This is a genomic window from Sphingopyxis sp. OPL5 (genome assembly GCF_003797775.2).
Classification (GTDB): domain Bacteria; phylum Pseudomonadota; class Alphaproteobacteria; order Sphingomonadales; family Sphingomonadaceae; genus Sphingopyxis.
In genome coordinates this window covers 1,813,597-1,825,897 of sequence record NZ_CP060725.1, presented here as the reverse complement: position 1 = coordinate 1,825,897, position 12,301 = coordinate 1,813,597, and the positions used below count along the sequence as shown (strand labels likewise).

Annotated in this window: 9 protein-coding genes; 3 read left to right on the top strand and 6 right to left on the bottom strand. The window is 65.4% G+C overall.

Translation table 11 applies throughout. The features are described 5' to 3' along the window. The 4 genes from EEB18_RS08745 to EEB18_RS08730 all read right to left on the bottom strand — a co-directional run bounded on the left by EEB18_RS08745 (position 1) and on the right by EEB18_RS08730 (position 4,721). Positions 1 to 1,056 carry a YncE family protein gene (locus EEB18_RS08745; RefSeq protein WP_187141959.1) on the bottom strand — a complete coding sequence of 352 codons (1,056 nt, stop codon included), beginning with the start codon at positions 1,054 to 1,056 and terminating at the stop codon, positions 1 to 3. A gap of 58 nt (positions 1,057 to 1,114) precedes the next feature. Continuing rightward, the gene (locus tag EEB18_RS08740) at positions 1,115 to 1,858 is read right to left on the bottom strand and encodes a sulfite exporter TauE/SafE family protein (protein ID WP_187141958.1); all 744 of its coding nucleotides are present in this window, start codon (positions 1,856 to 1,858) and stop codon (positions 1,115 to 1,117) included. A 260-nt stretch (positions 1,859 to 2,118) separates the two neighbouring features. Then, entirely contained in the window at positions 2,119 to 2,886 is a 768-nt protein-coding gene (locus tag EEB18_RS08735; RefSeq protein WP_187141957.1) for a hypothetical protein, read from the bottom strand. A gap of 383 nt (positions 2,887 to 3,269) precedes the next feature. Beyond that, the gene (locus EEB18_RS08730; RefSeq protein ID WP_187141956.1) at positions 3,270 to 4,721 is read right to left on the bottom strand and encodes an alpha-L-fucosidase; all 1,452 of its coding nucleotides are present in this window, start codon (positions 4,719 to 4,721) and stop codon (positions 3,270 to 3,272) included. 540 nt (positions 4,722 to 5,261) lie between these two features. Between EEB18_RS08730 and EEB18_RS08725 the strand changes: the two genes are divergently transcribed. After that, complete coding sequence (locus tag EEB18_RS08725; protein ID WP_187669101.1) at positions 5,262 to 7,742, top strand: TonB-dependent receptor; 2,481 nt, start codon at positions 5,262 to 5,264, stop codon at positions 7,740 to 7,742. A 9-nt stretch (positions 7,743 to 7,751) separates the two neighbouring features. Beyond that, positions 7,752 to 9,191, top strand: coding sequence for an MFS transporter (locus EEB18_RS08720; RefSeq protein ID WP_187141954.1), 1,440 nt, complete (start codon positions 7,752 to 7,754; stop codon positions 9,189 to 9,191). Between the two features lie 28 nt (positions 9,192 to 9,219). Here the strand turns inward: EEB18_RS08720 and EEB18_RS08715 are convergent, their stop codons facing one another. Next, a complete protein-coding gene (locus EEB18_RS08715) occupies positions 9,220 to 9,861 on the bottom strand; it encodes a TetR/AcrR family transcriptional regulator (protein WP_187141953.1) in 642 nt (213 codons plus the stop codon). A 105-nt stretch (positions 9,862 to 9,966) separates the two neighbouring features. Between EEB18_RS08715 and EEB18_RS08710 the strand changes: the two genes are divergently transcribed. Beyond that, positions 9,967 to 10,917 (top strand): Coq4 family protein, encoded by a 951-nt coding sequence (locus tag EEB18_RS08710; protein ID WP_056344610.1) that lies wholly within the window; start codon positions 9,967 to 9,969, stop codon positions 10,915 to 10,917. A gap of 31 nt (positions 10,918 to 10,948) precedes the next feature. On the opposite strand, the gene EEB18_RS08705 is transcribed toward EEB18_RS08710, so the two are convergent. Then, a complete protein-coding gene (locus EEB18_RS08705; RefSeq protein ID WP_187141984.1) occupies positions 10,949 to 12,292 on the bottom strand; it encodes an oxygenase MpaB family protein in 1,344 nt (447 codons plus the stop codon). Positions 12,293 to 12,301: the final 9 nt, after the last annotated feature.

The following is a 12,301-nucleotide window of genomic DNA, read 5'->3' as shown; positions in this document are numbered from 1 at the left end:
TCAGCGTGTGCCGTCGGGCTTGTAGGTCATCACGACAAAGCTGTTCGGATGAAAGGTCGGCGCCGCGACGCCCTTGGCGTCGGGGGCGGCAAAGGTCGCGTCGGCGGTGACGGTGAACACCCGGCCGCTGGCCTCGTCGAGCTGCATCACGCGCGCCTGCGGGCGGGTCTGGATATTGCCGAGCAGCTTGTAACTGTCGGGCCCCGCCTGTTCGATCACGGTCATCGAGCTGTCGCCGCCATTGGTCGTGACGATGCGGTGGCGCACCTCGTCGACCCCCATGCCGTCGATGCCCTTGCCGATCGGCACGCGTGCGACTTCGGCGCCGGTCCTGGCGTCGAGCGCGAGGAACACCGGCTTGTCGCCGCGGCAGCCGATCAGGATGCGGTCGGTGTGCGCCTGATATTCGACCGCGACGACCTGTTCGCAATCGACGTTCCAGCGTGCCTGTTCGGCGAGCGTCGCCGAATCGAGCTGCATCAATATCTTGTCGTAGCGCGCGGGAGCAAAGAGATGGCCTTTGCCGTCGGGCGAGGGGTCGTCCATCTTCTTGAACGGGAAGACCTTGGTCGACAGCAATTTGCCCGTCGCCGCATCGAGCGTGAACCAGGCCGACTCGGCCTGGCGCGAGCCGACGACGGCGTGGATGCGCTTGGTCGCGGCATCATAGACGACGCCGTTGAGCCCGCCGTCCTTAGCGAGCGGGATGCGATCCAGCACCTTCAGCGATTTGAGTTCGAAGCTGAGCAGCGAGCCGTCGGTCATCGCGACATAACCGCGGTTGAACTGCGGCAGCAGCAGCGGGCCGTTGGCGCCGACCGAGTTTTCGACCTGGCCGACGACCTTTTGCGTCTTGATGTCGAACACCGTCAGCCCGTCCTTGCGGCGCGCGATGAACAGGCGCGGGCTGTGCGGTTCGAGCTTGATATAGTCCCAGTCGCTGTCGCTGCTGGGCAGCGTGACCGCTTTTTCGAGCGTGTAGATCGGCTCGGCGGCGAACGCCGGTGCAGCGATCGCCGCGACGCCCGCAAGCGCCATGGATATGCGAAATTTCATAGACCGTCTCCCATTTTGGTTTCGGTCCATTTTACCGGGGCGGCCTGTCACCCCGCTGTCAGGCCAAGGCGATCTGCGCCGCCTGGATCAGGAAGGTCGCGCCGACGATCGTGACGATCCAGCGCCGGCCGGCGCGGAAATGCGCGTCGCTGATCCGGTCGAGAATCACGCCGCCGACCATGATGCCCGCCATCGACGCGAGGATCGCGAGCGCGGAGACGGGCAGGGGGATCGCCTCGCGCGCCGCGACGCCGAGCAGCACGCCGCCATAGACGATGACCTTCGACGCATGGCCGATCGCCTGCATCACCGCCTTGGTCGCGACGACCTGATACCGGTTCAACCGGGTGTTGATGAAGAGGAGGTCGGTGACCGGACCCGACACGCCCGAAACGAGCGACAGCCCGGTCGAGACGAAGCCCCCGCCGACGGCATGGACGCGACGGGTCGCGTCGAGCGGCATCCAGCGTTCGGGCAACCAGACGAGGACCGGCAACAGGCCGAGCCCCAGGAAGACATAGAATTTCGTCGGCGTGAAAATGACGAGCGAGAAGACGCCGATCGCCGCGACCGCGCCGATCCCGAACCACAGCAGCACCGGCCAGACGACATGCCGGCGGTGCAGCACGACGCGCCACAGGTTGGAAGCGAACTGGATCAGGCCGTGGAGCGCCAGCGCGACCGTCACCGGCAGCAGCCAGGCGAGCAGGCCCATGAAGATCAGGCCGCCCGCCATGCCGAAAATGCCCGAGAGAATGGAGGTCAGGAACGCCGCAATCACGATGAGCGCGCCGACCTGCATAGTTCCTCGCTTTCCGCTTTCCGATGGTTGCAATCGCAACCATGGCCGGCTGGTAGGATGCGAAACTGTCAGTAACCCGTCAATCGTGCCGCATATTCGGCGCCGCTCGACTTTGGTGGCCGGGCGGCCGCGCGCTCCTGAGATGTCGCCTGCGATGGCGGGGAGCCGCCAACCGGGGCGGAGTAGCGGGTGTCGCACAGGCCTCGGCGGAGGGTGAGGGGATGCGCGCCGCCTCCCCAGACGGCGCGCATCCGCCCCGGTCAGTCGACCGTTTCGGGAAGGGCGAGGGTGCCCGAGATATCCTTGCGGATCGTCTCCTTGGTGTCGTTGATCTTTTTCCACTCGGGGTTCTTGAGCAGTTCGAGCTTGTTCTTTTCCTTGATCGCCTCGCTCTTTCCGAAGGCGGCTTCGTCGACATATTGCTTCACGAGGATCGTGCGGTTGCCCTTGACGCCGGGAACGGGCTCGCGCTCATAATACATGGCGTAGCCGGTCATCACGCCGCCGGCCTTCTGCCCGTCCATGTTCGGGCTGATATAGGCCTTGGTGTAGCCGGTGTAGGCGTCGGCGGGGACCAGCGCCTCATAATGGCTGACGACATAGGCGGCCTTCGGATCGGCCGTTTTGGCGCGCGCATCGACGAGCAGGTCGGCGCGGCGGAGTAGCAAATCCTTGCCGAGCTTGGCCGCGGCATCCTTTGACCAGGCGTCATAGGCGCTGCCGTCGGGGAAGGTGACGACCGCGAGGCTGGCGAAGCCCTCCGGCCCCTCGACGCTCGGCTTCGAGCGGAGCAGCAACACGGTTGCACCGGCCTTTTTTGCCGCCGACAGTTGCGCGACATAGTCGGCGGGCGCCGTCTTGCCCACCGGCTGGGTGATCAGCGCATAGGCGGGGCCGCTGTCGACTTCGACGCTGGCCGGCTCGGCCTTCGTGTCGGCGGCATCCTTGCCGCCCGAACAGCCCGCCACCAGCATCAGGCTCATCATCGCACCGGTCAGCATTGCCGTGCGCCGCGTGAATGTCCGCATTTCCATCACTCCTCTTCCAACGATAGCGCGCCGTGTCACACGGTCGCGAGCGGCATCACGCTGGCAGCCTTTCCTGTCGGCAAGCTGTCGGAGGAAAGGAAAATGACAGTTAAGTCGTTATATATATTATGAAAATGATGGCGGACCGTCGGGCATGCCAGTCGGTCCGCCATGAAGGTCGGTGCCCGGGGATGGGCAGCGGCGCGAACGTCGCGCCAAAGAAAATGCCGGCCCTGCAAGGACCGGCGACGGGTCTAGGACGGTCTGGCTGACGCCAGCCTGACAGGCTGGCGGATGCCCTCCGCCGCGTGACAGGAAGCGGTCATCCGCAGCGCTTGAGGCGGCAAGGGGACGGAGGCGACCAACGCGTCGATGGCCTGGGACTATGTCGCGACGGCAACGGTCGTCGCGACCGTGTCGACGCAAGGGCCGGCGAAGGTCAGCAGCAGATCGGGTCCGCGCGGCTCGAGCGTGACGGGGCTGCCATCGTCCAGGCGAACAGCCTCGCCCGACAGGGGCAGGTTCCGGATCACCAGCCGGGTCGACGCCACCGGTCCCTTGACGATCAGATTCACGCGCTCCGGCGTAGCGGTGAAGCGCACAGCCAGCCCGCATTCGGTCTCGCCATCCGATCGTGTCCACGGCCGGGTGCCATAGATGGCGTCGCCGTTCGCGCGCAGCCATGCGCCGAATTGCCTCAACCGGCGAAGCTGTTCGTCGGGGATCGCGGCATCGGTCGCGCGCGGGCCGACGTTGAGCAGCAGGTTGCCGTTGCGCGATACGGCATCGATGAAGTCATGGATCAGCGTATCGGCGCCGGCGTAATCGGCCTCGTCGTCGTTGCGGTTGAAGCCGAAGCTGTGGCTCATGCCGCGCGTCGCTTCCCACTTCTTGACCTGGATTTCGGCGAAGGCGGCATATTCGGGGGTCCGGAAATCGCTGTGCGGAATTTCGGGCGGGATGATGCCCTTGGATTCCTCGCCGCTCTGCCGGCCGACCGCGGCCTTGAGCTTGCGGTCGAGATAGCGCCGCACCAGCGGAATCTTGAGCAGGTCGCGCTGGAGGCTGGTCGCCACCCAGCGATCGTTGACCACGCCTTCGGGAACCGCGCGATAATAGTCGGCGAACAGCCGGTACAGCGGCCCGGGCCGCGTCGGCCAGCTGATGTCGTTCCACAGCACCGACGGTTCGTAACGGTCGATCAGTTCGCGCACCTGCGCCATCGCATAGGCGGGATAGTCGCCGCCGGGCGTCGAGGCGATGAAGTCGCCGAGCGTGCGCAGCGGCCGCCGGTTGAAGGTCCAGTCGATCCCGCCCGAATAATAGACCCCGAAGCGCAACCCGGCGGCGCGCACCGCGGCGGCGAGTTCGCCGACGATGTCGCGTTCGGTGGTCCAGCCCGCCTGGTGCCGGTTCGCGACCCCGCTGGGCCACAGGCAAAGCCCGTCGTGATGCTTGGTGACGAGCACGACGTAGCGCGCGCCGGCATCGCGAAACGCCTCGGCCCAGGCGGCGGGATCCCAATGCTTGAGTCCCGCCTCGAACGGCTGCTTAAAATCCTCATAGGGCGCATCGCCATAATGCGTTCGGTGGAATTCGGCCGAAGGCGTTCCGGGCACCTTGATCGCGTTACAATACCATTCGGTATAGGGGACCATCGCGACCGCGCGGTCATAATCCTTGGCGAAGGCTTCGCCGATCGAGCCGAGGCGGGGCGCGAAACCGGGGATGGCGAAGGCGCCCCAGTGGATAAAAATCCCGAACTTCGCGTCGTGATACCAGTCGGGGACGGGGCGCGCGTTGAGTTCGGCCAGCGCATGATCGGTCGAGGCCATCAGGTGCGGCCTCCGCGGGCGTCGCATACGCTCGCGCCTGTGCGACCAGACAGGCCCCGATCCGTTCGGCGAAATCCATCCATCCTGCTTCTCCCACCTGCCTCGCCTTTTCGCGGCGATGGCGTTCGCCGATCCGCGCGCGGGCGGTCCGGCTCAGTTGATTCTATGATAGTAGAAAAATATATTCCATATTTGCGATGTGAGCGAAACCCGAAATCGCTCGGGCGATCGCGTCCCGTCTTGCCAAAGGGATAGGGTGCTATCGGAAGGGCGCGGAAATCCGCGCGCGCAGGCTGAACCCACCACCTCTCTCGCCAGACCATATATGTTCGATATATGATTATAGACTAATATATAAAACACCTCTAACAATGGCCCGGGGGGATGCCGAACCGGCATTCGCCGTACATAGCGGGGGGCCGCATCAGCGGTCCCGTCGCGCCAATAATCGACCAGCAGGATCGCTGGCGGCGGGAGAGGCGTGGTATGCGAAATATATCCTGGATGTTTGCGGGCGTCGCATTCGTGGCGATGCCGGCTGTGGCACAGACGCAGGCGGCGGCGGAGAATCCGCCAACGGCCGTGGAGGATGGCTCCGGTCTGGCCGAGATCGTCGTCACGGCGGAAAAGCGCACCGCCAATCTGCAAGAGGTGCCGCTCGCCATATCGGCCTACACATCCGATGCCCGCCAACTCGCCGGCATCAACACGTTGCAGGATTTCGCCAACTTCACCCCGGGGCTGAGCTATTCGGCGGGCAACGACCGCGTCTTCATCCGCGGTATCGGGCGCCAGACCAACACCAACGGCAGCGATCCGGGGGTTTCGACCTATACCGACGGCATTTACGACGCCTCGACCACCTCGATCGCGGCCTCCGATTTCTTCATCGATCGCATCGAGGTGCTGCGCGGCCCGCAGGGCACGCTCTATGGCCGCAATTCGATCGGCGGCGCGATCAACGCGATCTCCAAGCGGCCGACCGAGGACTTCAGCGCCGACCTGCGCGGCACGGTGGGCAATTATGGCTTCTACACGATCGAAGCGTCGGCGTCGGGATCGCTGACCAAGGGGCTGCGCACGCGGCTGGCGGGCGGATACTCGAAACAGGAACGCGGCTATTTCAAGAACGAAGCCGGCGGGGTCAGCGAGGGCGGCCGCGGCGAGCGCCGTTATGTCGAACTGCAGCTGGAGGCCGATCTCGGACCCGACGTCACCGCCTGGGCGAAGGTCTTCTCGGGCCGTACCGACCTCAATCCGCGCCCGCTCAACCGCATCGGCGGCTATGATTTCGCGCCCTATCCGACCGGGGCGATCACGCCGGGCGCGGCCTTTGGTTACCTGATCCCGGGGGTCGTTGCGCTCGATCCCGATCCCGTGCCACCCGGCGCGACCAACATCCGGCGGTTCAGCGCCGACACGACGCAGACCGAGCGCATGCGCGGCAATTTCGGGGCGACCGGCGACATCAAATGGTCGCTGCCGACCTTCGACGTCCGCCTGCTCGGCGGCTATCAGCAATATCGCATCGACAACACATACGAGCTCGACGGGACCAGCGTGATTTCCTACGCCTTCCCGCTCGCTCCCGGCGGCGGCATCTGTGCCTTCATTCCCGGTTGCGGACCGCTCACCGCGTTCCCGTCGACGCAGCTCAACCTGCACAACGACAAGAGCTTCGGCAGCGGCGAACTTAACCTGACGTCGAACACCGACGGGCCGCTGCAATGGGTGGCCGGGGTCTATTATTATCAGGAGACGCTGGCGCAGGAATCGCATTTCAACGCCCCCAACCAACTCCAGCTGCGCGCGCCCGTGAATGGCCCCGCCAACCCGCTGGGCGATTTCGTCTATGCCGCCTCGACGCTGACCACCAAATCGTCGGCGGTCTTTGGCCAGGTCGACTATCGCTTCACCGACGCGCTGCGCGTGACGGCGGGGCTGCGCTACACCCATGACAAGAAGAGCGGCGACGAATTTTTCCGCCTCCTCTGTTTCGGCTGCGGCGGTTTCTCGCCCGATCTTTACGGCTCGGCGACCCCGGCGCTCGACATCACGGCGTCGCAAATCTCGACGCTGGCCGCGCCGGGCGTCGCGTCGGCGGTGACGATCGACCCCGCGACGGGGATCGCGCGGCGCGGCCTCGCGAACAGCTGGAATGCGGTAACCGGAACCGTTGCGGTCGAATGGCAGCCCAGCGACGACCAGCTCGCCTTCCTCCGCTACAGCCGCGGCTACAAGTCGGGCGGGTTCAACGCCGGGGGCATTTCGGTGCTGCCGCAGACCGGCGCCGAGCATGTCGACGCGTTCGAGGCGGGCTATAAATATTCGATCGGACGGCGGCTGCGCGTCAATCTCGCCGGCTTCTATTACGACTATCAGGGGCTTCAGGTGCCGCTGACGGTGTCGCAGCCCGGCGGCGCGCAGCTTACCCAATTCTTCAACCTCAAAAGCTCGCAAAGCTATGGCGCCGAGATCGAGCTTGCCTGGCAGCCGGCCGATCCGCTGCAGCTGTCGTTCAACTATGGTTATGGAAATTCGCGGATCGACAGCGGGTGCTGCTTCGTCGACGGACAGGATCCGCTGGCGGTGCAACCTGGCGCGCAGCCGTCGGGTCCGGCGGTCAATGGCCAGCAACCGCAAAGCGTCGCCGGCGCCCGATTGTCCGACACGCCGCGCCACAAGCTGGCGCTCAATGCGATGTACAGCATCGACTTCGAGCCGGGCACCTTGTCGCTGTCGGGCAATTATGTGCTGCGCAGTTCGGCCTATAGCAACATCTTCAACCGCCCGTACAACCGGATGCCCGGGTGGGATCAGGTCGATCTGCGCGCGATCTGGACCGGCAGCGGCGACCGGTATCGGGTGATCGCCTTCGTCAAGAATATATTCGACAGCAAGGGCTATGACAGCGCGCAGGGCAATTTGCTCGCCTCATCGCCGACGCTGGCGGTCGCGCAATCCTATTCGTTCACGCCGCCGCGAACCTATGGCCTCCAGCTCGAATTCCGGTTCCGGTAAGCCGCCCGCGTGGGAAAGATCGACGCACGCCCTGCCGATACGCTGCCGCTGAAGACGCGGCTGCTCTATGGGTCGGGCACGATCGCCTTCGGGATCAAGGATCATGGTTTCAACGCGCTGTTGATGCTGTTCTACAACCAGGTCGTCGGGCTTCCGGCGGCCTGGGTCGGATCGGCGATCATGATCGCGATGATCGCCGATGCGCTGTTCGATCCGCTGCTGGGACAATATTCGGACAATGTCCGCACCCGCTGGGGGCGGCGGCACCCCTTCATGTATGCGGCAGCGCTGCCCATCGCGCTCTTCTACCTGCTGCTCTGGATGCCGCCCGAGATGGCGCGGGGGGCGCAGTTCGCGTGGCTCGTCGCCACCGCGATCCTCGTGCGCTTTTCGATCAGCCTGTATGAAATTCCGTCGACCGCGCTGCTCGCCGAATTCACCAGCGACTATGACGAGCGCACCAAGCTGGTCGCGGCGCGCTTTTTCTTCGGCGTGTGCGGCGGCATCGCGATGACGGTCGTGACCTTCGGCTATTTCCTGCAACCGACGGCGGCGCAGCCGGTCGGTCACCTCAACGCCGGCGGTTATGTCACCTATGCCTGGGTGGCGGCGGCGATCATGATGCTGTCGGTGCTGATCTCGTCGCTGGGGACGCAGAAGGAGGTGCTGAAACGCCCGCCGCCGCCGCCAGCCGTCAAGGTTCCGATCGGACGGATGCTGCGCGAAATGCTGGGGGTGCTGGTGCATCCGGCCTATATCTCGATCCTGCTCGCCAGCCTGTTCTTTGCGGTGGCGTCGGGGCTCAGCCTGTCGCTGTCGGTCTATTTCTCGACCTATTTCTGGGAACTCAGCGCCAGCCAGATCGCCACCGTCGCGTCGACCGCGGTTGTCGGCATCCTGCTCGCCTTCGTCGTCGTGCTGCCGCTGTCGGCGCGCTTCGGCAAGAAGCCCGCGGCGATGCTGATGTTCGGGCTAGGGCTGGTGTCGAGCGTATTGCCGCTGGCGCTGCGCCTCGCCGGTCTGTTTCCGTGCAATGGCGACCCGCTGCTGCTGTGGCTGCTGATGGGCCAATTCGCCTTTTATATGATGACGACGATCGCCGGCGGCATATTGGCGGTGTCGATGGTCGCCGACGTGACCGACCAAATCCAGCTCGAGACCGGGCGCCGTTCCGAAGGCCTGCTGTTTTCCGCCGCCACCATGGTCAACAAGGCGATATCGGGCATGGGGATCATGCTCGCGGGGCTGCTGCTGGCCTTCGTCGGTTTCCCCGACAATGCCCAGCCCGGCCAGGTCGACGCCGACGCGCTTTCGGGGCTGGCGACCATCTATATCGTCACGCTGTCGGTCGCGACCACGATCGCGATCATCTGCCTTGCCTATTATCCGATCAGCCGGTCGCGCCACATGGAGAATATCCGGCGGCTGGGCGAAGCCGCCGCCGAATGACCGCGTGGTTCGTCGTCGGACAGTCGCGTCAGATGCCGTCGCGCCGGGTCAGTGGCAGCCCGCCGGCGAGCAAGGCTTCGGCCGCATCGAGCAGCCGTTCATTCTCGGCGACCAGATCGCCGGCGCGGCCGCTTTCGATCCAGGCGTCGAACGCCATCCTGCCGCCCGCGACAAGCATCGCGGCCGCCATTTGCGCGCGGCGATCCTGCCCGGGGTCGATGCCGAGTTCGTCGGCGATATAGTCGGTCATCAGGTCGATCTGGAGCCGCTGATGCCCGTACCACACCGGCAGCAGTTCGGGTTCGCCGGCGAGCGCGCGGCCGAGGTTGATCTGGCCATCGCCGTCGCGTTCGTAGGCGTGCGCGAGCCTTACCACCTGGTTGCGCCAGAAGGTCAACACCGGCACGCCCTGCGCCCGCTGCGTCGCGACGACCGCCTCGAACCGCGTGCCCGCGGTGACCGCGATCGCGGCGGCCAGATCGCGCTTCGAGGCGAAATGGGTGAACAGGGTGGTGATGTGGATATCGGCCGCCTCGGCGATCGCGGCCATCGTCGCGTCGGCATAACCGAGCGTGACGAACAGGCGTCTTGCGGCTTCCTCGATGCGCTGGCGCGTCCGGGCCTTCGCCGCGGTGCGCCGTGGGAAACTGACTTTGGATGGTTCGTCCATGGGCCGCTTATAGTCATTGCCGCGCGAAGCGCCAGCTATATAAGTTGATCATTCTATGTTTATAGGATAAACTCCGGATCAACGGAAAATGGAGGGCTGGCAGCCATGATCGACATGTCGATGCGCAACGATTTTGAACGATGGGTCGAAACGGCCCGGCCCCCGCTGGCGGAGGAGCCGGCGCTGGGCCTCGCGGCGCTGATGACGACGGCGGCGTTCGTCGATCCGGTCGCGCAGGTGCCGATCTTCGATGCCATTGCCGAGGCCACCGCCGCGACCAGCGATCCCGCCGCGCGCGCCGAACGGATATCGGACGCGCTGCCCTGGCTGACCGATGGCAAGCCGCGCGTCGCATTGCCGCGCCCGCTGTGGGACGGTTTCTGGGACATCATCGCCCGGCCGCGATCCCCCGGCGACGGCGAACTCGACCTGACGCTCGCGGTCGTCGCGCTCGGCAATCATTATGATCAGCGGATGATCGATGCCTGCGAGGCGGCGCTGCTCGAATTCGACAGCGTCCACGAACTGATCGCCCAGCCCGAGGTGCGCCTCACCACCGCCGATCTGGAGCGACACGCGACCGACAGCTTGGCGCACGACTTGTTGTCGATGCTGAACGCCAACGGCTATGATATCGAAGTGATCGATGCCGACACCGTGGTCCTGCCGGGCGACTATCCGGCGCAGAACCGCACCAACCGTCGCATCCTGCAACTCCACGACGTCTGGCATCTGGTCGGCGGCTATGGTTTCACCCCGGCGGGTGAGGTCGCGATCTCGGGCTTTCAGATGGCACAGTTCGGCCAGAATTATTCGACGCGCTTCCTCGCCACGGTGGCGACCAAGGCGGCGGTCGACATGCCGGCGCTGATCGACATGCTGCTGACGGTGACCTTCGACGGCTGGCGCCACGGCCGCGCGACGAAAGAACTGATCGCGGTTCCCTGGCACCAGCGCATCGCCGATCCGATCGAGCGCGTTCGCGCCGACCTCGGCATCCGCCCGCTCGACAGCGACGCGGTGCGGACGATGGACGCCTTCATCCCGGCAGTGTGAATAGGGGGGCGCCTCGACCGGGCGCCCCCAATCATTCGGCGGGGACCGGCGTCGCCGACGGGCGATATTGCGCCGCGTCGGTGGTGAAATCGGCATGGCCATAGCTGGCGAGCTGCGTCTTCAGCTTCGCGATCAGTCGCCGGTCGGCCACCCCGCGCAGCCCCGGAATATGCGCCGCGAGCGCGTAAAGCCGGACCCGTGCATAGATGAACAGCCCCGCGACCGCCGCCAGCGCGACATCCCCGGCGGTGAGATCGACGCCGATCGAGGCCGCCTTCGCCTTGTCGCCGCCCATGAAGCTCTTGACGAAGAACAGCTTGGCAAAGGCGCGTTCGAAGGTTTCGTGGATTCGGGCGCCAAGCGAATCGTCGGGGCGCAGGTCCGCCGCCATCGTCGCGCGCAGCAGTTCGCCGCATGTCTTGTCGTCATAGCCGCTGCGCAGCGTACCGCTCCGCGCGTTCATCAGGTCGACGATCCCCTGCGGCGTGTCGGCGAGCAGTTCTTCGGGCAGGCCGAGCAGGAAGCAGCGATAGCGTGCCAGTTCGACCGTTGCCCGCTCGGCCGGGGTGAATTCGTGACGCCCCTCCTCGATCATCTTGTACGACAGCAGGAAGACCGAGATCAGGCCCGCCGGCATCTGGTCGACCTGCGGGATCGGAATGCCATAGACCTCCATGTCCCAGTCCTTCGGGCGCCGCAGGACATTGGCGCGCACCATCGAATGCATCAGCCGCACCATCGCCGCCGCCTTGAAGCCGGGGCCAAAGCGTTCCAGCGCGCCCGGCAACAGCGAGGTGGTGAAAAAGGTGGCCGTATCCTTGACGCGCCGCGCCGCCGTCTGTTGCGACAGCGTGCCGGTGATCGCCATCGGCAAGGCGGCATATTTGTTCATAAAGGTCGCGATGAAGGCGCCGCGAATGATGAACGGGCCGAAATTGGCGGCCGAATTACGGTCGATCCGCGCCCCCTCCTCGACCAGCTTCATGTCGAGCCAGTCGGGAACCCGCTCCATGTCGCGGATGAAGGCGACCAGTTCGGGCGGCGCATCGGGCACATGCTCGATACCCTCGTCGCAGGCGCGGGTGAGCATGTCGACGAGCGCGCGAAAGCCATGTTCGCGCATCAGCGCGGCATAGGCGTCGGCGGTCGCATCGCCTATCATCGTATAGGCGCGGATGAACTCGATCCGGTCGGGATCGGCGAGCAGTGCATCGCGGTCGCGATCATATTTCCCCGAGAGCGCGGTCGGGTCGCCCGGCGTCGCGGTGAAACGTTCGGGAACGGCGCGGAAATCGACCTTCCCATACATCGCGGGCACATGGTCCCGCTGGGATTCGACCCTGGCCCACAGAGTGTCGAGCGCCGCGCGTGTCATCAATGTCCG